The 19051-nt window shown below is 37.0% G+C and carries 19 protein-coding genes; 2 read left to right on the top strand and 17 right to left on the bottom strand.

Annotation, left to right across the window (positions count from 1 at the left end):
• Positions 1 to 5 precede the first annotated feature (5 nt).
• From J0N78_RS13345 to J0N78_RS25810, 12 genes are all read right to left on the bottom strand, one after another.
• Positions 6 to 209, bottom strand: a complete 204-nt coding sequence (locus tag J0N78_RS13345) for a hypothetical protein (protein ID WP_209123606.1) — start codon at positions 207 to 209, stop codon at positions 6 to 8.
• A complete protein-coding gene (locus J0N78_RS13340) occupies positions 206 to 490 on the bottom strand; it encodes a sensor histidine kinase (protein ID WP_247747295.1) in 285 nt (94 codons plus the stop codon). Before J0N78_RS13340 ends, J0N78_RS13345 begins: the two co-directional genes overlap by 4 nt.
• Before the next feature lie 273 nt (positions 491 to 763).
• Positions 764 to 2908 carry a heavy metal translocating P-type ATPase gene (locus J0N78_RS13335; RefSeq protein WP_307794931.1) on the bottom strand — a complete coding sequence of 715 codons (2145 nt, stop codon included), beginning with the start codon at positions 2906 to 2908 and terminating at the stop codon, positions 764 to 766.
• Positions 2901 to 3284 carry an ArsR/SmtB family transcription factor gene (locus J0N78_RS13330; protein ID WP_209123604.1) on the bottom strand — a complete coding sequence of 128 codons (384 nt, stop codon included), beginning with the start codon at positions 3282 to 3284 and terminating at the stop codon, positions 2901 to 2903. Before J0N78_RS13330 ends, J0N78_RS13335 begins: the two co-directional genes overlap by 8 nt.
• 186 nt (positions 3285 to 3470) lie before the next feature.
• Positions 3471 to 4205 carry an exonuclease domain-containing protein gene (locus J0N78_RS13325; RefSeq protein ID WP_209123603.1) on the bottom strand — a complete coding sequence of 245 codons (735 nt, stop codon included), beginning with the start codon at positions 4203 to 4205 and terminating at the stop codon, positions 3471 to 3473.
• 1 nt (position 4206) lies between these two features.
• Positions 4207 to 5187 carry a DUF294 nucleotidyltransferase-like domain-containing protein gene (locus J0N78_RS13320; protein ID WP_209123602.1) on the bottom strand — a complete coding sequence of 327 codons (981 nt, stop codon included), beginning with the start codon at positions 5185 to 5187 and terminating at the stop codon, positions 4207 to 4209.
• A gap of 32 nt (positions 5188 to 5219) precedes the next feature.
• Positions 5220 to 6494 carry an ammonium transporter gene (locus J0N78_RS13315; RefSeq protein WP_209123601.1) on the bottom strand — a complete coding sequence of 425 codons (1275 nt, stop codon included), beginning with the start codon at positions 6492 to 6494 and terminating at the stop codon, positions 5220 to 5222.
• A gap of 464 nt (positions 6495 to 6958) precedes the next feature.
• The gene (locus tag J0N78_RS13310; protein WP_209123600.1) at positions 6959 to 8161 is read right to left on the bottom strand and encodes an FAD-dependent monooxygenase; all 1203 of its coding nucleotides are present in this window, start codon (positions 8159 to 8161) and stop codon (positions 6959 to 6961) included.
• Between the two features lie 35 nt (positions 8162 to 8196).
• The gene (locus J0N78_RS13305) at positions 8197 to 9309 is read right to left on the bottom strand and encodes a cupin domain-containing protein (RefSeq protein WP_209123599.1); all 1113 of its coding nucleotides are present in this window, start codon (positions 9307 to 9309) and stop codon (positions 8197 to 8199) included.
• A 19-nt stretch (positions 9310 to 9328) separates the two neighbouring features.
• Complete coding sequence (locus J0N78_RS13300) at positions 9329 to 9820, bottom strand: DinB family protein (RefSeq protein WP_209123598.1); 492 nt, start codon at positions 9818 to 9820, stop codon at positions 9329 to 9331.
• Positions 9821 to 9825: 5 nt separating this feature from the next.
• Positions 9826 to 10767, bottom strand: a complete 942-nt coding sequence (locus tag J0N78_RS13295; protein WP_209123597.1) for a fumarylacetoacetate hydrolase family protein — start codon at positions 10765 to 10767, stop codon at positions 9826 to 9828.
• 31 nt (positions 10768 to 10798) lie between these two features.
• The gene (locus J0N78_RS25810; RefSeq protein ID WP_209123596.1) at positions 10799 to 11050 is read right to left on the bottom strand and encodes a YciI family protein; all 252 of its coding nucleotides are present in this window, start codon (positions 11048 to 11050) and stop codon (positions 10799 to 10801) included.
• A gap of 301 nt (positions 11051 to 11351) precedes the next feature.
• Between J0N78_RS25810 and J0N78_RS13285 the strand changes: the two genes are divergently transcribed.
• Together J0N78_RS13285 and J0N78_RS13280 are read left to right on the top strand one after the other, a co-directional pair.
• The gene (locus tag J0N78_RS13285) at positions 11352 to 12113 is read left to right on the top strand and encodes an IclR family transcriptional regulator (protein WP_209123595.1); all 762 of its coding nucleotides are present in this window, start codon (positions 11352 to 11354) and stop codon (positions 12111 to 12113) included.
• A gap of 313 nt (positions 12114 to 12426) precedes the next feature.
• Positions 12427 to 13788 (top strand): MFS transporter, encoded by a 1362-nt coding sequence (locus J0N78_RS13280; protein ID WP_209123594.1) that lies wholly within the window; start codon positions 12427 to 12429, stop codon positions 13786 to 13788.
• A 407-nt stretch (positions 13789 to 14195) separates the two neighbouring features.
• On the opposite strand, the gene J0N78_RS13275 is transcribed toward J0N78_RS13280, so the two are convergent.
• The 5 genes from J0N78_RS13275 to J0N78_RS13255 all read right to left on the bottom strand — a co-directional run bounded on the left by J0N78_RS13275 (position 14196) and on the right by J0N78_RS13255 (position 19038).
• Positions 14196 to 15470 carry a TRAP transporter large permease gene (locus J0N78_RS13275; protein WP_209123593.1) on the bottom strand — a complete coding sequence of 425 codons (1275 nt, stop codon included), beginning with the start codon at positions 15468 to 15470 and terminating at the stop codon, positions 14196 to 14198.
• A gap of 12 nt (positions 15471 to 15482) precedes the next feature.
• The gene (locus tag J0N78_RS13270) at positions 15483 to 15974 is read right to left on the bottom strand and encodes a TRAP transporter small permease (RefSeq protein ID WP_209123592.1); all 492 of its coding nucleotides are present in this window, start codon (positions 15972 to 15974) and stop codon (positions 15483 to 15485) included.
• A gap of 21 nt (positions 15975 to 15995) precedes the next feature.
• A complete protein-coding gene (locus tag J0N78_RS13265) occupies positions 15996 to 17006 on the bottom strand; it encodes a TRAP transporter substrate-binding protein (protein ID WP_209123591.1) in 1011 nt (336 codons plus the stop codon).
• Positions 17007 to 17323: 317 nt separating this feature from the next.
• Positions 17324 to 17482: a hypothetical protein gene (locus tag J0N78_RS13260; protein WP_209123715.1), complete on the bottom strand. Its 159-nt coding sequence runs from the start codon at positions 17480 to 17482 to the stop codon at positions 17324 to 17326.
• A gap of 470 nt (positions 17483 to 17952) precedes the next feature.
• Positions 17953 to 19038: a tartrate dehydrogenase gene (locus J0N78_RS13255; RefSeq protein WP_209123590.1), complete on the bottom strand. Its 1086-nt coding sequence runs from the start codon at positions 19036 to 19038 to the stop codon at positions 17953 to 17955.
• Between the last annotated feature and the right edge of the window lie 13 nt (positions 19039 to 19051).

The raw sequence follows: 19051 nt of genomic DNA, 5'->3' as shown, positions 1-19051 counted from the left end.
TAATTCTAATCTCTTTTTTTCTTTTTTATCCATAAGTAGAAAACACCTAGCAATAATGAGGGGACTGCTACCCAAAGACAAATTTTAACTAAGGAGACAATAAACATGTACATAGAATTTTCATCTGTTGTTAAAGTCATCGACATACTTAAGCAAGATAAGCCAATAAAAAGCAACAGAATAACAATAAACCAATCCATCCATTTCATAAGTCTTCTCCTCCCATCTTGTCAGGAGGTTGAACAGGTAAAGTAATCGTAAATTGAGTTCCTTCTTTTTCCTTACTTTTTACATAAATGGTACCATGATGTAACTCAACCAACATTTTTATAATTGCTAAGCCTAATCTTGTACCCCCATACTCCCTTGAGCGTGATTTTTCCACCCGGTAAAAACGTTCAAAAATAAAAGGAAGCTCATCATCGGGTATTCCGCTACCTGTATCATCAATCGTAATTGTTATTGTCCGGTTATTCGATTGTTTTATCATACATGTAACTTGGCCCTTAAATTTCCAAAAAGTAATAGCGCTTTTGTTCTTGTTCATTAAATATAGCAAGAAATTGTGTTGAAAATATGATAGACAAAAAAATTGGTAAGAAATTTTATTTTAAATAAAAATCATAAAAAAGCACCAGTACTGTTTACATCCGTACTGATGCTGTCATCTCTATTCATTTTTTTTTACCCATATAGGCCACGCAAGGAAAGTAGCGTAATAGTAGCGAAAAAAGCGTAAATTTGAACTCTTTGTAGTTATTAGTTATTTATCTTTTACTCGTAAAAGTCGTAATCCATTTAATGTAACAAGTAAGGTAGCCCCCATATCCGCTAAGATGGCAATCCAAAGGGTTAGCCAACCGGGAACGACTAACAACAATGCGACTAATTTAATGCCTAGTGAAAACGTAATATTCTGCTTTATGACATTCAGTGCTTTTCTGCTGAGTTTCACCGTGTAAGGAAGCTTTGATAGATCGTCACCCATTAACGCGACATCTGCGGTTTCTAGTGCTGTATCTGTTCCAGCTCCCCCCATCGCAATTCCAACGGTAGATGCTGCTAGAGCAGGTGCGTCATTTACCCCATCACCAACCATAGCTACACTTCCATAATCAGACCGTAATTGCTTGATATAATCCAGTTTATCTTGAGGCATAAGTTCTGCCTGCACATCCGTCACACCTACATATTCACCAATTGCTGCTGCCGTTCTTTTATTATCACCAGTGAGCATAATCGTTTTTCTAATGCCTAAATCATGGAGTTTCTTTATGACTTCTTGGCTTGTTTCTCTCACTTCATCAGCTACTGCAAGGACAGCTAATATTTCATGTTTCGTTCCAACAATCATCGCCGTTTTCCCATGTTCTTGAAGTAATCGAACGTCATCTACTACTCGAGGCGGTATATTATCGTTTAATAATTCGTTAAATAAAGAAGGACTGCCAATATAATATTCTGTATCATTAACGATCCCTTTAATCCCTCTACCTGTGATCGACGTAAAATCTTCGACTGCAATATCCATGTAAGGAATACTCTCTCGCTCAGCTTTGGTCATAATAGCCGAAGCAAGGGGATGTTGAGAGCGATATTCTAAAGCAGCAATGATAGCTAGTAACTCTTCTAGATCAATTTTTTCCTGATAAGTCGTAAAATCTGTTACAACGGGTTTTCCTTTTGTTAGAGTACCCGTCTTATCAAAAGCGATTGCTTTTAATGCACCAGCTTCTTCTAAATAAATTCCACCTTTGACAAGGATCCCATTTTTAGCAGCATTCCCAATGGCCGTAACAATAGAAACGGGTGTTGAAATGACAAGAGCACAAGGACAACCGACAACGAGAACCGCTAACCCTTGATAAACCCAAAGTTCCCAGCTAGCTTGCAATAACAGCGGTGGTAATATAGCTACAAGTACAGCTACCACCATAATAGCCGGCGTATAATATTTAGCAAATTTATCAATAAATGCTTGGGAAGGAGCGCGCTCTCCTTGCGCTTCCTCGACAAGATGAATAATTTTGGCAATCGTCGTATCATTTACGTGTTTTGTGATTTCAACTTCAAGTAAGCCTTCTTCGTTCAACGTTCCTGCATAAATATCATCATTTACAGACTTTTCGACAGGCACTGATTCTCCAGTAATCGCTGCTTGATTGACCGAAGAGTGTCCTTTTCGAACCACGCCGTCCATAGCGATTTTTTGACCTGGTTTCACAATCATGATATCGCCAATTTCAATTTCATCGACTTTTATCATCATTTCCTGACCATTTCGCCTAATTAATGCCTCTTTTGGAGCAATGTCCATTAATGAGCGAATCGATTGTCTTGCTTTATCCATGGAAAAGCGCTCAAGTGCTTCACTGATTGCAAACAAAATGACTACAATCGCTCCTTCTGTCCACTCACCAATAATTACAGCCCCGACCACTGCAACCGTCATTAATGTTTTCATATCAAATTGCAATCGTAGTAAATTCTTAAAACCGACTTTAAAGAGCGAAAACCCTCCAATTGCAATAGATGCAGCAAATAAAAGCACAGAGAAAATATGTCCTTCTCCATAAAAGGCTTGTGAAATATACCCAAATATCACTAAAAAAGTTGCCATAATAACATTAAAATATTTCAAAACAAACGGCTGCTTTTTCTCCGCATTACCACCTTGACCATTTTCTGGAGTCACTTTCAAACTTTCAAATGCTCCAGCTTTTTCTAAATCTTTTTTCGTTGTAGCTCCATAAATGGTAAGTTTAGAGGCCCCAAAGTTTACTTTTGCATCAACAACACCATCCAGGTGTTTCACGTTCTTTTCGAACGTAGTCGCACAGCCTGCTCAAGTAAATCCCGTTACGCGGTAGACCGTTTTTTCAGGTTCTAATGCCTTCGTTTCATCCACGATCTTTCACCTCCTTACTATGTACAACCGCTGTCTGTACAAGCATTCGGACATGCTCATCATCTAAAGAATAAAACACTAATTTTCCTTCTTTTCTACTTTTGGTAATACCTACATTTCGAAGATGACGTAAATGATGAGATACCGTTGCCATTGTCGCACCAATAATATTGGCGACATCACAAACACATAACTCACCTTCTTGTAATAAGGAATAGGCAATTTTCAGCCTCGTTTCATCGGATAACGCCTTAAATATGCTTGCAACTGGGGCAAGGTTTTCTGCCTCGACAATTGATGAAATGCGTTTGACCTTTTCTTCGTCATAACAAAAAATCTCACAAGTATCTTGATGTTGTTTTATTTTTTGGCTCATACGACCACCTACATTCAAATAATCATTTGATTATAGTCTATGTTTCATATTATAAAATGTCAATATTATATTCAAATGAATATTTAATTGTTTTAATTACGGATCTAGTCCGCTAACCATCATTCAACTCCCTTTATTCAATATAAAAGGCACTTGAATTAAAATAATAATCCAAGCCCTTTTTACTTATCCTAATTTAGCTAGACATCGATATAAATCCCTTAAATTATTACATCCTAACATCTGAACTTTTTTTAAATAAATACTCCATAACTTTGCTGCCATCTTTGCATCTCCCAGTGCATGATGCCGATTTTCAACCTCAATACCACATGCTTCACAATAGTCTTCCAATCTTGTGTGAATATTTTCAGGTTCAGCAACACGAATCAAAAAAGACGTATCAAGAATTCGGCGTTTAAAATTGGAACGAAATAGCTTCCAAGTGGCGAATTCAAAAAAATTTTTCTCATGATTGGCATGATGGGCTACGAGGGTACTATGTCCTACATACTCTAAAAATTGAACGAGTACTTCTGAAAGCGGGGGAGCACCATTTACTTCTTTTTCTGTAATACCAGTTAAATTTTTAATTTCAGGTGAAATTTCCTTATCATATTGGACGAACGAATAGAAGGTTTGGTTTTCTAAAATCTCCTCGCCCCTAACTTTGATCGCACCAATTGATAAAATTTGATCACCTTGCTCTGGGAAAAAGCCGGTTGTTTCAATATCAACTACAACTACATTTAAATTCTTAAAAGGAACTGTTAAGATCTGTTCTTCCTGTATCTCTTTTTGCACCTGCTTTAGAAGAGCTATATGGTGAGGATTTGTTTGAGCTTCAATTGAAGCCAATGACCCTGAACCAATTTTTCCTTGCAACTGTTTCATAAATTGAGCAATTTGAGAAAAATTCATACTAACTTCCTTTTAGTATACTATTCTGAATGCACTGCTGGAACAAGGCTGCATCTCTTAAAATCTGTTTTAATTCTGTTTTTTGTTTTCCATTCATCTTTTGAATATTGAGATAGTGAATATCTCCATAATTATCTTTTTGTTGGCTATTCATTAGACGATAGTCCAACAGCCTTTTAAAATTCATTTGGTGTCTATTCAATTGTTTATAACTCGGAAGCTGGGAAAGTTGCTCGAAGCGAGCTAAGGTTGAGGTGACTTGGAGATTTTCTTTAATGGACAAGAAACGTACCACATTAACATATGGAAAAAATCCATAATTCTTAATGTTAATGGAACCAGTATGAATTCCGTGTGTTTCCGTCAAAAACTGTCCAAAAAAACCAATCCCCTTTTGAATACGCATCGTATTCTTTAATAATCGATTTAAAAAATAAGGATACTTTTTTATATATTGGTAAATTATTTGTTTTAAACCTCGAACAAATTGGTCATTGCCTATTAATGGCCTTGCATCATAAAAAATAAGTATGTAACGAATCGACTCCCAACTTTTTTCTTCCATCCACTTATTAATCTGTGCTTGCCATTCTTCCATTGACCTGCACCATAAAGGATTCGAACACATCACATTCCCCTCACAATAAAGATAACCTGTTAGGTACAGACCTTTTGTAATCTCATTCCCTAAAGCATGAAAGTATGTCTTTGAGCGGACATCGTTTCGTTCATAAACTAGACCGTGATCTTGGTCACTGACAATAGCTTGCTCCAATCTCCCTCCGCTACCCATCACAAACCAACTAAACTCAGAGGGTGGATCTCCAAACTTTTCCTTCAATTCATCTATCGCTATCTTCAATACTTTATTCATAATCTTATGATGAAATTGATTTAATTCATCATTATTTGATAGATGATTACCAATATGATCATCCCGCCATTGTCTTACCTTTTTATACTTGTCATTGTTTACAACCATCAAACTTCCCCCAGACAAAATGAAGCAGTTTGTTACTCATTATTATTGTTTTTTTTCGATTGAAATAACTCTGGATATCCGTAAGTACCGTGTTCACTTAAATCCAACCCCATAATCTCTTCTTCCTCTGTAACACGCAGTCCACTCAACATTTTTTGTATAATCATCAATAGAATGAAAGAAACAACAAATGCATAAACCCCTGATGCAGAAACACCAATCACTTGAACGCCAAGTTGTTTCAGGCCTCCTCCGTAAAACAATCCTGGTAATCCTCCATATAATTCTGCTAAATGAGGAGTCGCAAAAAATCCAGTTGACAATGTTCCCCATACACCAGCAACTCCGTGAACAGATAAAGCAAAAATCGGATCATCTACCTTTATTTTATCGAAAAACTTCATGCTGTAGAAAACGAGTAAGCCTGCAATTAATCCAATGATAACGGCACTTCCGGGAGTTACATATGCACAAGAAGCTGTAATGGCCACCAAACCTGCCAGAGCCCCATTTAACATCGTGGGTATATTTGCTTTTCCAACAATCATCCAGGAAATTAAAAGTGCAGCAATAGCGCCAGCAGAAGCTGCTAAGTTTGTGTTTAAAGCCACATACCCAAAAAATCCATCTGCTACTTCTAATGTGCTCCCTGCATTAAACCCAAACCATCCAACCCATAAAAGCAAAACGCCTAATGCTGTAAATACTTGATTATGTCCGTGAAGATGATTTACCGTTCCATCTTCATTGTATTTTCCCATTCGCGGCTTTAAGAGGATGGTGGCCGCAAATGCTGCCATCGCCCCTGTTAAATGAACAACGGTGGAGCCCGCAAAATCCTGTTTTCCGTGTCCTGTTAACCATCCGCCGCCCCAGATCCAATGGGCAACTACTGGATATACAAGTGAGGTGAACAACACGGAAAAAATGAGGTAAGATGCTAGCTTTGCCCGCTCTGCAAATCCTCCAAATGCGACCGTTAATGAAATTCCAGCAAATGCCATCTGGAATACAAAGAAAACCGGAGTAGCTAGCCCCATACCCTCTATTTCAAAACCTGAATAAAAAAAATCAGATAGTCCAACAAAAAAATTAGTTCCCTCTCCAAAGATAAATCCATAGCCTACTGCCCAAAAAACAATAGAGGCAATACCAAACGTGAATATTTTTTTCCCGGCAATATGTCCGGCATTTTTCATACGGGTCGAACCTACTTCAAGCAAAATAAACCCACCGACCATTAATATAACTAAAATTGCCGCTAACATGACCCACAAACTATTCAACAAATAAATGGTTTGATCCATGATACAGTTCCTCCCCAGCTTATTTTCATTTAGTTTGTATAGAAACTTTCGGTATATTCATCTACTTTAAATCTCTTATGGAAAAAGTTTGCCCTCAAAATAAATAAATATCTATAAAATGCTTTTAAAATTGTGGGTCAGACCATCGACGCAAACCCAATCTAGTAAATACTTAGAAACATGTGAAATCTACTTCAAAGGATCATTTTCCCTGCCGATAATCTATTTAGAATACATCGGAACGCTGGTTATTTCTTTCTCTTCTTTCTTAACAGCTACTGATCTACTATTTTTAGAGCCTAAGATCACTCCTGTACCAATAAAAAGAAATCCTATAATTTGCACAACCAAAATGGACAGATACTTTTTTATCATTATAAAATAAAAAGACTTCCACCTTGATTAAAAATGGTGGCAGTCTTTTCCTCTTATAGTGAAGTTAGATTTTTAAAAACTGATTTATATTATACAGTTACCTTCTTAGATCCTTGTCCGTATTTCTGACCATAGAGCCAGTCCGTATGACTATAGTCATTTGCAGGACGCTGTTTAAAAATCGTATCTCGTAGCAAAATAGCTAAAGGATCTTCTGCATGGATAATTTCTCCCCATGTACGTGCACTTCTTTGAACCCTTGCTGTTCTTGGAATACGTTCTTCTTGGTATTCTTTGAATGCGTCTTCATAATTAGCACCATGCTTTTTAAGCATATCAGCTAAGTAAGAAGCATCTTCTAACGCTTGAACACCACCTTGTGCCAAATATTGAAGCATTGGGTGTGCTGCATCTCCAAGTAGAGTAATATTTCCTTTCGTCCAATTAGAAATTGGAAGTCTATCATACATCGGCCAGCGAATTTGACGCTGAATGAACGAAAGCGCTTTCTCTACTTTTGGATGTGCATCTTCAAAGACTTGATCCATTTCTTCTGGTGTACCCCAATCATCTGAATCTTCTTTATAATTTAAGCTCTTGAACACGACTACTTGGTTGTATAATTCACCACGACGTACAGGGTATTGGACAACATGAAGATTTGGACCAATCCACATGATAACATCGTCCATGCTAGCATCGTCACTAATTTCTTCAATTGGAATCGTTCCGCGATAAGCAACATATTCCGAACAGATTGGCTCATCATTAACAAATAGTTTACGAGTTTTCGACTTCAGTCCATCTGCTCCAATTAATGCTTTACCAACTAACTTTTCTCCTCTAGCATTTTTAACCACAACACCGTCTGATGTCTCTTCTACCGTTTCAATGTGTTGGTCCGTGACAAGGTTTACTAACGGATTTTTTTGACATGCTTCCAAAAGGACACGGTGTAAGTCTGAACGATGTAACACAATGTACGGGAAACCGTATCTTTCTTTAAATTCATTACCTAAATCTAGCACCGATAATTCTTCAGCTGTATACACATCTTTTAATACTAATCTTTTTGGAAATACGGCAACTTTTGCAATTTCTTCTGCTACACCAAAACGATCTAATACAGCCATTGCATTCGGTGCCATTTGAATCCCTGCACCCACTTCTCCGAATTCAGGCGCTTGTTCAAGTACTGTTGTTTTTTCCCCGGCTTCAGCAGCTGCTAAAGCAGCTGCCAAACCTCCAATTCCTCCACCAACAATAATCATTGTATCTTCAGTCTTAAACATATTTTTCTCCCCCTTTAATAAAGTAGAAACAATTATTAAACTAATACTGGCTGGAACTCACTTCTTACTTCCTGATGACCATTTCCCTGTTCGTACGTTTCTTCTCTCTCAACATCAAAGTGTTCCATAATTGGTAGGTCACTTACTGAGAAGAGGAAAGTATCTTCAGTAGCAACATGTTCATGCCATGCCCAGTTTGGAACTATGAAGTAATCGCCTTTTGACCAGTCAAAGCGTTGACCATTAATAACCGTGTAACCTGAACCTCTATGCACTTGATAAATTGTTGAATGTGTATGGCGATGTGCTTTTGAATTGAAGCCTTTTGGCAGCCTCTGCATCCAAGCAGCGATTGTAGGGTTAGCTGTTTTACCCGTTGATGGATTAATAAATTCCACAGCATATCCATCGTAAGGATCTGGCTCAAACTGACTTAAGCCTTCAATAGCCGCTAAAGTTTGCTTCCACTTATACGAACCCAGTGGAGCTTTTTTCGGATGGCGATCCGAAATTGGACGAACCATTCCACCCATATAACGTTGCGAAGAATAGTTATCAGGTACACTCGGTTGTTCAATCTTTTCTGGATATGGCTCAAAGAATGTTCCACCCATCATATACTTGGTTGGAATATCGAGAACATCCATCCAAATCATTGGTTCTGTTCCTAAGTGACCGTGACCATGCCATAGATCTTTTGGTGTAATGAGGAAATCTCCTTCTTCCATGAAGATCCGCTCGCCTTCAACAATCGAATAAGCACCTTCTCCATGAGTAATAAAACGAAGCGCATTTTGTGTATGACGATGAGATGGAGCCTCTTCACCTGGTTGAAGCAACTGAACAGCTGCATATAGCGTTTGACTTGTCGAAGCCCATCCCCATGGTTGACGATAATCTAGACCTGGATTTTGCAAGTAAATCGCTCTTCGCTCTCCACCACGCTCTGGTGTGAAAATTTGTGCTGCCTCATCTAACTTCTTTTTTAATAGATCCCAGCGCCAAAGATAGGCTTGTGCATGGGGCTCTGGTGTTTTATGCATTAATTCTGGAATCGCTTCCCACAGCGGCCCAAGATTATACTGCCGAATATCTTTCGTAAAATCTTGAACGATTTTACTCTTGAAAAAGTCCATTTTTTCTGCCATGTTCTCCTCCACCTCTCATTTATTTATTAATGCTTACTTTTGATAGGTTGCGCTGAATTTGACCTTCATGTTTATTGACATGTTCATCAATTAAATGATCAATAATAAATGAGAGCGGCTTCGTTCCAAAGTTCGGATTAACGCTTGTTGCTTCTGCCACAAGTTGTTCAGGCGTCAAGCTTTCAATTCCTGCTTGAACCGTTTGTTTCACTTTTTCAAGCGCTTGAATCATTTCATCTACGCTAATTGGGTCTACCGTTTCAGGCTTAACCGCTTCTAGTCGCGGCTCGTGTAAATGGTTTCTGCCCCATTGTTTTCCAGGAGTTTGCACAAGTTGTTCGATTTCACCTACCCAATACGGTAAGGCTTCAACGATATGTGCGATAATTTGCATGATCGACCATTCATCCTCTGATGGTTTCCACCGAATGGTTTCTTCTGGTAAACCTTTCACAGTTTCAATAATCCGATCAATCGATTCATTAACGGAAGTAATATTACTTTGTGTCATGCTTCTTACTCTCCTTTCACAGTACGTACTGTGTTTTCTAACACGCCTACTTGATCGATTTCCACGCGTACCACATCTCCATCTTTCAACCAAACTTGAGGTTCCATTGCTTGAATGACTCCACCAGGAGTTCCAGTAATTACGATATCACCAGGCTCTAATGTTGCAAGATTTGATAAGAAGGATACTAATTTTCTTACTGTGAATACTTGGTTAGCTGTATTGGTACGTTGTCGTTCTTCTCCGTTGACTGTTAAGACTATTTCCAACGTTTGGGGATCAGGAATTTCATCTGAAGTAACCATCCATGGCCCCATTGGTAAACTACCATCGACTGTTTTACCTTGTAGCCATTGAAGCGTGCGTCGTTGAATGTCGCGATAAGTAACATCATTTGCTACTGCATATCCTGCAACATAATCAAGGGCATCTTCTTCTGAAACGTTTTTCGCACGTTTGCCGATAACAAATGCGAATTCTGCTTCATAATCTAATTGCTCTGATACAGGATGAAATGGAATATCATCTTGTGGTCCAACGACGGTATTTGCAAACTTTGCGAACACAACTGGGTGCGAAGGTAGTTGACGCCCCATCTCTAAAATATGTTCACGATAGTTATGTCCAACCGCAAAGATTTTTCCTGGCTGTGGAACTGGCGCTTCTACTTTTACTTCACTGTACGAATAAACAAGTTGGTAGCCATTATTCTCTTTTTTTTCTAATGCATAGTTAATCGCTTTTTTTGCTAGCTCCATACTTTCTTCGCCACCTTGTAAAAAACCACTCATGTCTGCTGGAACAAACGCTTCAGCGATTTGCTTTGCACGAAGTTTTCCTTCTGATTCGAGTAAAGCTTTATAAGATGCATGTAAATCAATCACATCCTCATTAACAATTGCTCCTATACGAGAAATTCCTGCATGTGTAAATGTAATAAGTTTCATAATTCGTCTCCTCTTCCTATCCTTTTATTTTTTAACTAACATTCCATTGTTTTACTTTGTAAACGGCTTCATTTTCTTTATTCATTGGGTCCTCGCTTACAATTTTTTGTGCATCCTCTAAAGATTCAGCATAGATTACATAAGCTCCACCTGTTTGATCTTCAAAGCCGCCAGCCAAAACTAAGGAAGTTTCTCTTAGTTTCCCTAAATATTCTCGATGACTTTTTACAAAGCTTCCTGTGAAAGTAGATTTTCTTTCAATGATGACAAGAAATTTTTCCACCTGTTCCCCACCTTTCTAACTGCAAACTATCTTTCTAGGTAATTCAAATTATCTTTTTAGATAACTTTGTTCACTATTTATATAATAAATTTAAAGTACTTTTTTAAATTTGTCAATAAATTTTAAACTTTTTTCGGATTTATCTACTTTCTTCTTGTCCAAAATCTATTTTTCGTTTTTTGAGTCTTAATGTTATACTTTAGTTGATCTTATAATTAGCTTTATGCATTACTTAGGAAGTTTGTCTTCGTTGTTTTTCAAGATTGATATAGTTTTTAATAGAGAGAAGTGGGAGGGTATTATGGAAGAACCTAAGAAAGGAACAACAATTCAGTCATTACAGGTTGGCATGAGTATCATAGACATGATTGCCAAACAAGGGAGACCGCTGAAGTTTTCAGATATTAACGAGTTAACGAATATTACGAAAAGTAATCTTTATAAATACTTAAACACATTTACTCAATTAGGCATTCTTTATCGTGATAAAGAATCTGGTTCGTATATACTCGGAAGTAAATTAATTGAGTATGGTATGGCAGCTACTGCTGAAGAAAATGTCGTTGATCGAGTTACTCCTTTTATGCAAGAAATTAATATCAAAAGTTTAAGTACAGTTCTTTATTCGACATGGACAATCAATGGACCAATGATCGTGAAAGAAGTAAATACAAAGCAAGGGTTTAATATTGGAGCTCAAGTGGGGACATTTCTTCCCGTTCTTTCAGCGACAGGAAAAATATTTGCAACCTTTCTAGAAGAACAAACCATTAACGAATGGCTCGAGAAAGAATTTTCCAATATGCCAGAAGAAAAAATTCGTCAGTTTAAAGAAGAATGTAATTCAATTAAAGAAAAAGAAATTTCGTTTGCACAGGAACCAATCGTTTCATCTGTATCTTCAGTCGCCTTTCCAGTTTTTAATTACAAAAAGAAACTGCTTGGAGTTATTACAGTTGTTGGATTTTCCAATATCATTCCAACGAGCGAAGAAGAAGAACTTAGTCAATTTTTAATCAATATTAGTCAAGAGATTTCTGGAAGTTTTGGATATAAGCGGTAAGCATTTTAACCTTCACAATAATTAGTACTAAAAGCATCTCTCTATTCATAAAAGAGATGCTTTTTTATTTGCACTTAAAATTAGTACGTCCATTTTATCCCTCTTTTCTTTCATGGTTAGCACTATTTATAATGTGAATATACTAAATTATTTCAAATTTCGACTTGCCAATTACTAAACCACAAGTTTATAATCACTATTATGAAATGAATTTCACTATTATTATAAAATAGAATAAGTTGAGTTATTACAGCTATTTTTTAGAATTAGCAGGTAAGCGCTGTCATTTCTATTTTTTTAGGAGGTATGTAAATTGGCAAATATTAATACAACAGAGGTTATTGGAACGAGTAAATTTAACCGCTTTCATTTTATGTTGCTATTTTGGTGTACTTTTATCATTGCGTTTGATGGATATGATCTTGTCCTATACGGTTCGGTTGTTCCCTATCTTATTGAGGAATGGTCAATAACTACTGTCCAAGCCGGAGCAATAGGAAGCTATGGGTATATTGGGGTCATGATAGGTGCTATTTCTTTTGGAATATTAGCAGATCGAATCGGAAGAAAAAATGTCATTATTTTATGTATCGTGCTATTTAGCTTATTTACAGCATTATGTGGTTTTGCTCCTAATCCCGAAGTCTTTTCAATTTATCGCTTTATTGCTGGTTTAGGGCTTGGCGGTATTATGCCTAATATTATTGCATTGATGACAGATTATTCACCTAAAACGAGTAGAAGCACGCTAGTTTCGATTGTTCTTTGTGGGTATTCAGTAGGAGGAATGATGGCACCGACATTAAGTATTTTTTTACTCCCTATGTTTGGATGGGAAATTATTTTTTGGATTGCTGGAATACCGCTTCTACTTCTACCTATTATGTATAAACAGATTCCAGAAACGCCTAATTTCCTTATAGCTACAGGCCAAAGCCATAAATTAAGCAAAATTCTCTCAAAAGTGAGTCCAAGTTTTACCCATAACAAAAACGATCAATTTGAAGTGAAAACAAATTCTGAAAGCGGCTCCTCTGTTGGGCAGTTATTTAAAAACAAGCGCGGACTAAGTACAGGAATGATTTGGATCACGTTTTTCATGAGTTTGTTAATGATCTACGGGTTAAATACATGGCTTCCTAACTTAATGTTTGAAGCCGGCTATGCTCTTGATTCAAGTTTAACGTTTCTAATTGTTCTTAATTTCGGGGCAATTGTTGGTACACTTATTATCGGTAGATTAGCAGATAAGTGGGGTCCTAAAAAAATGTTAATCCCAATGTATGTTATAGGTGGTATTTGTTTAGTCCTACTTGGGTTTAAGAACAATATATTTGTTCTTTATGTTCTCGTCGCTATTGCAGGAGCATGTACAATTGGCTCTCAAAACATAGTCAATGCTTTTGTATCACAGTACTATCCTCCTCGAATTCGCTCAACTGCTCTTGGGGTGGCTTCTGGTGTCGGAAGAATCGGAGCGATCATCGCTCCAACGCTAGGAGGTATCTTACTTGCAGCTAGCTTACCTATGCAAATGAATTTCCTTGCGTTTGCAATCCCTGGAATTATTGCAGCTATCGCATTATCGTTTGTACCTGAAAAATATGCTTATTATAAACAATTAGATAAAAATGACTCTCAAGAAATTAAATTGGATAAAGTAGCAGGAGATTAACTTTAGGAAATGGCTATTATATAGGGAGGAATTAATATGGAGGACTCAGCTATTTTTGCTGAGTCCTTTCGATTTTGAGAATAGGCTGTATTGAAACGCAAAAGGATAATCTAGATGAATCCATACACCATAGATGCTTCACAGTAACCACAAAAGGAAACTCTAAGAAAACACGTTCAACATACAGCGTATATAATTTGAACTTTTTATTTAAAAACTCCCTCACTAGTTCTTCTGCTGGATAAACCTTATAATCAGTAGGATAGATAATTTGTTTTTGACACCATGCTGTGCTCCAAATTTTACTGAATACCAAGCAAAAAAACGCCTCCCCTTACAAAAATTGTAGATTTCGAAGGGAAAGGCATCGTTCATTTTTATTTTATCTTAGACACAACATCAAACGATCAACTTACTAGATTCGGAATCCATAATACGAGATCTGGCCAAACCGTAATAACAATTAAAACAATAAATGACACAATTAAGAAAGGGAAAATCGATCGGGTTAGCACTTCAATTTTTACTTGTCCGATTGAAGATGCTATAAATAAACCAGCCCCTACTGGTGGTGTTAACAACCCTATTGTTAGGTTAATACAAATGATAATCCCAAAATGAACGGGGTCAATCCCATACATGGAAACCATAGGTAGATAGATTGGTACTAAAATAATTAGAGCTGCAATACCATCGACTACTGTTCCTATTAATAGTAATAATAGGTTTGTTAGTAAAAGGAAGATCAAAGGACTTTCTGTAATGCCTGTCATTGCTTTTGCTAGCATTTGCGGGATTCCTTCAAACGTTAATACCCATCCAAATATATTCGCCATTGCAATAAGCAATGTAACAGTAGCTGTTGTCATCGCTGTATTTACTAAGATATCAGGAATGTCTTTAAGTTTTAAATCTTTATATAAAAAGAACCCCACTATAGCCCCAAGCAAACATGCAATTGCTGCTGATTCAGTAGGAGTAAAAACCCCACTAATGATCCCTACTATAATAATTCCAGGGACAAGCAAGGCAGGGATAATTTTAAAACTAGCAACAAATACATACTTCATTGGCTCTTTCTCTGATCGTGGTAACTGCAGCCTATACCCAACGTACATGATGACAAGGATAAAAGAGAGACCTAATAAGATCCCTGGCATAATTCCTGCTAAAAACATCGTACCAATAGATGTTCCTGATTGAACACCATAAATAATAAATAACATACTCGGAGGAATGATCGGACCAAGTAAAGCAGCAGCAGATGTAGTCGCAGCTGCAAAAGATCGCTTATATCCTTCCTTTTCCATTGAGGGAACCATAACTTTACTCATCATCGCAATTTGTGCGGTCGCTGAACCAATGATTGAAGCCAAAAACATATTTGCAACAACATTTACATAGGCTAAGCCAGCTCGATAATGGCCAAACAATACTTTAGCAAAACGAACAAGCCGTGTTGTAATCCCCCCTGAGTTCATTAATTCGCCAGCAAGCATGAATAAAGGAATGGCCAAAAGTCCATAGCTTTCTAAACCTGAGTATAATCGTTGTGGAACCGTATTCAAAAGTCCTAAACTACCACTAATCACAATATACGAAACACTCGTTATTCCTAAAACAATCGCGATAGGAATACGTAATAATAATAGAATAATAAACACAATTAACGCGATTAACATGATAACCCCTCCTTAGATCGTTTCCTTAAGACTTAGTAGAAATAGATGAACCAAATGTATACTCATAAAGAAAAAGCCTATAGGAACACTTAAATAAGGGTAAATCATTGGAAGTTGCATCGAATTTGATTTTTGTAATACTATATTTGGTGAACTCAGCCAAATAATTGAATAATAAACGATTAATAAACAAAAAAGAATGATGATTAGAAAGCCGACACTTGCGACTACCTTTCTACTCTTTTTATTTAATTTATCAAATAGAATCGTAACGGCAGCTGTTTGCTGCCGCTTTATACTTATATTTCCACCGAGAAAAGTTAACCAAATTAAAGTGAAAATCGCGAACTCGTCACTCCAAAATAAGGGGCTATTTAGATAGTAACGGAAAAATACTCCAGCTGTAAGTGTTAAAAACATTGCAATAATCAAGATCATTACGATTACTTTCTCAATTTTAAATATAGTATCACTAAATTTTCCAGTTATAGTTGTTACACTCACTTCCATGCCCCCCCTATCGTCTTACTGATTGTTTTGAATAAATGTTTCAATTATTGAATTACTACTATACTTCGAAAAAATTTCTCCTTGAATAGATGTAAAAGCTGATGTATCAAGACCATCAATAATGTTTAATCCTTCTTGTTTCAAAAATTCAAGATTGTCTTGTTCACGATTAATCGCATCTTCTATCCCCCAGTCTACAGCAGCCTGCATCGCTTCTTTTACAATTTCTTGATCCTCAGCTGACAATGAGTCAAATACGCCTTTGCTCATAACAACAACTGCTGGAAATGCCATTTGCTTCGTCAATGTTAAGTCGCTTGCAATCTCTTGTAGGTTTAGAGACACTAGAGCATCTAAATCAATATCGATCCCATCAATAACCCCTGTTTGTAAAGAAGAATATACTTCCCCAAGTGGCATCGGGGTCGGACTCACACCTAGCCCTGTCCAAAAATCTTGCATCACTGGATTTCCAATGATACGCAATTTCTTTCCGTTTAAATCTTCAGGAGATTCAATCGCACCGTCTTTCATTAATACATGTCGCTCACCAGCAAAGCTAAAGTCTAAACCGACTAGTCCTTGCTCTTCAAGCTTTGCTAACATTTGATTTGCTTCTTTTGAGTGCCTAGCTTGACTCGCCTCTTCTAAATTTTCAAATAGAAACGGCATAAACCAAGCATTTAAGGATTCAGACCTTGTACTCATATATGCATTTGTAATAAATCCAAAGTCTAATGTACCAAATTCCATCTGCTGAACCATATCTGCTTCTGATCCCAGCTGTCCACTTGGGAAAATTTGTACACTCATTCGTCCACCTGAGCGATTTTGAAGCTCTTCATTAAATTTCTCCGCTGTTACCGTCCAACCATGAGATGGTGGTGTAACTAACGATATTCTAAAGTTATATGTTTGCTCCCCACCTAATTCACCAGACTGAGCATCCTTAGTTCCACCACATGCAACTAGTAAAAATACAATTATTCCCAACAAAACTGTAAGAAAAGTGTTTTGTTTCTTCATCCTAATCCCTCCATTTTAAAAATTAATTCACCTTGTAAAATGTAATAGTTTTCAAAATAAACTCAATCTGTAATCGCTTTCAATCAACGTCAATGAAAACTATTATCTAATTGGTGAAATATTTTCTCTAATTTGATAATAAATAACCTCCCCTACAATGTCAATATATTTAGATAATTAAGTTTTTTAATTTTTATGTATTAAATATTTAGAGCTAATTCCTGTTATTACCATTAACTTCCAATAAAATAAAAGAGCCAACACTAAGTGCTGACTCCTGTTTCTTATTAAACTAACGCCAAACGATACTTCTCTATTCATTCTTGCGGATCTTCATCCCAAGAAAGTGTTACAACTTTTGTATAATCTCCTCTTTTAATATCTTCCTTTGTAGCATCTCTACTTAATTCCTCATCATCATCAATTCCAGTGGCAATGGTCGGTTCAACATTCTCCATTTTTTCTTTTCGCTTCACTATGACCCATCCTTTTATATGAGACTTCAGTTTTTAGAATGTGTTACCATTTCAAAATCATAGATAGTAAATATTGGTATGGAAATTGTACCTCTATCAAATTTTGCCGCGGTGACCATCCATTCAATAAGACACAGTCCTTCGCAACATTAATGGCCGAAGCTAGGAATTCAATCACGACCATCTCACAAACTTCTCCTCTTCCCAGTAGTAGCATACACTTTCCCATCTGGACCAATTTTCACTTGAAAAATTTCTGTACCTTACATGTATCTTATTTCACAGGGAATGATATGTATATCTACAAGCTAAGGGGACTAGTTTAAATGGATTACAAATTATTTAGGGCGCTAGCAAATATTACCTTATCCTTTAAAAGCTCTTCCATTGGCTTTCGACAATAACCTGTTTGACACCTTTTTCTTTTAGTATTTCTTTAAGTTGGAGAAGGTCTCTAGCTGGTTTGGAAGTCACACTTTATTAGATGAAATAATGGACTCGATAATATCAGTCACTCTGTTTCCGACTTCGGATGTTGAAGCAGTACCTTTCATATCTGGAGTTAATACTTCACCCTCTAGTAGCAGCTGTTCAATTGCATCTAGCACAACCTGTCCATACGCTTCATACCCAAAAAAGTCGAGCATTTGGCTTGCTGACCAAATCGAAGCGAGTGGATTCGCTATACCTTTTCCAGCTATGTCAGGTGCTGATCCATGAATCGGTTCAAACATGGACGGGAAATTTCTTTCAGGATTAATGTTCGCACCAGCAGCAAGACCTATACCACCAGCGATCGCTGCACCCAAATCCGTTAAAATATCACCGAACAAGTTCGAAGTTACCACAACTTCAAAGCGCTTTGGATCTTTAATCATCAACATTGCCGCCGCGTCCACGAGATAAGAAGCTGTTTCAACTTCAGGGTATTCTGCACTCACTTCATCAAAGATCTGATCCCAGAAAACCATTGAGTAATTAAGAGCGTTTGCTTTCGAAATGCTCGTCAGTGACCTGCATTCTTTTTTAGCTATTTCAAATGCGTAACGGATAATTCGCTCTGTTCCTTTACGGGAAAATACTCCATTTTGCAAAACAACTTCGTGTTCCTGCCCTTTAAACAGCCATTCCCCTGCTCCTGAATACTCGCCTTCACTGTTTTCTCGAATAAACAGCATATCGATGTCTTCTCGCTTTACATTTACAAGTGGCAAGTGCGCACCTTTCAATAGTTTTACTGGTCGAATATTAACATACTGGTCAAAACTTTTTCGGATTTTTAATAACAGGTCCCACAATGAAATATGATCTGGGACACCAGGAAAACCGACTGCTCCTAAGTAAATTGCATCAAATTTCTTTAGTTGCTCAATTCCGTCATCATCCATCATAACACCATTTCTTGAATAAAATTCGCATCCCCATGGAAAATGAGTAAAGATAAATTGAAAACTTGAATCAAGTTCAGCTACTTTGTTTAATACCTTAATTCCTTCATTAATGACCTCAGGACCAATTCCATCTCCTGCAATAACGGCTATTTTTAATTGTTTCACATAGATCTCCCTC

The organism is Alkalihalobacillus sp. BA299, assembly GCF_017745675.1.
In the GTDB taxonomy this organism is placed as follows: Bacteria; Bacillota; Bacilli; order Bacillales; family Bacillaceae_F; genus Alkalihalobacterium.
This window is presented reverse-complemented; position numbering and strand designations above follow the sequence as displayed.

What these genes read in the sequence shown, in the direction of transcription:
- J0N78_RS13315 (WP_209123601.1), bottom strand. Translation starts at nt 6,494, where the DNA reads ATGGATCAAACCATTTATTTGTTGAATAGTTTGTGGGTCATGTTAGCG.
- J0N78_RS13285 (WP_209123595.1), top strand. Translation starts at nt 11,352, where the DNA reads ATGGAAGAACCTAAGAAAGGAACAACAATTCAGTCATTACAGGTTGGC.
- J0N78_RS13300 (WP_209123598.1), bottom strand. Translation starts at nt 9,820, where the DNA reads ATGACACAAAGTAATATTACTTCCGTTAATGAATCGATTGATCGGATT.
- J0N78_RS13305 (WP_209123599.1), bottom strand. Translation starts at nt 9,309, where the DNA reads ATGGCAGAAAAAATGGACTTTTTCAAGAGTAAAATCGTTCAAGATTTT.
- J0N78_RS13345 (WP_209123606.1), bottom strand. Translation starts at nt 209, where the DNA reads ATGAAATGGATGGATTGGTTTATTGTTATTCTGTTGCTTTTTATTGGC.
- J0N78_RS13265 (WP_209123591.1), bottom strand. Translation starts at nt 17,006, where the DNA reads ATGAAGAAACAAAACACTTTTCTTACAGTTTTGTTGGGAATAATTGTA.
- J0N78_RS13320 (WP_209123602.1), bottom strand. Translation starts at nt 5,187, where the DNA reads ATGGTTGTAAACAATGACAAGTATAAAAAGGTAAGACAATGGCGGGAT.
- J0N78_RS13275 (WP_209123593.1), bottom strand. Translation starts at nt 15,470, where the DNA reads ATGTTAATCGCGTTAATTGTGTTTATTATTCTATTATTATTACGTATT.
- J0N78_RS13325 (WP_209123603.1), bottom strand. Translation starts at nt 4,205, where the DNA reads ATGAATTTTTCTCAAATTGCTCAATTTATGAAACAGTTGCAAGGAAAA.
- J0N78_RS13295 (WP_209123597.1), bottom strand. Translation starts at nt 10,767, where the DNA reads ATGAAACTTATTACATTTACACATGCAGGAATTTCTCGTATAGGAGCA.
- J0N78_RS13340 (WP_247747295.1), bottom strand. Translation starts at nt 490, where the DNA reads ATGATAAAACAATCGAATAACCGGACAATAACAATTACGATTGATGAT.
- J0N78_RS13330 (WP_209123604.1), bottom strand. Translation starts at nt 3,284, where the DNA reads ATGAGCCAAAAAATAAAACAACATCAAGATACTTGTGAGATTTTTTGT.
- J0N78_RS13310 (WP_209123600.1), bottom strand. Translation starts at nt 8,161, where the DNA reads ATGTTTAAGACTGAAGATACAATGATTATTGTTGGTGGAGGAATTGGA.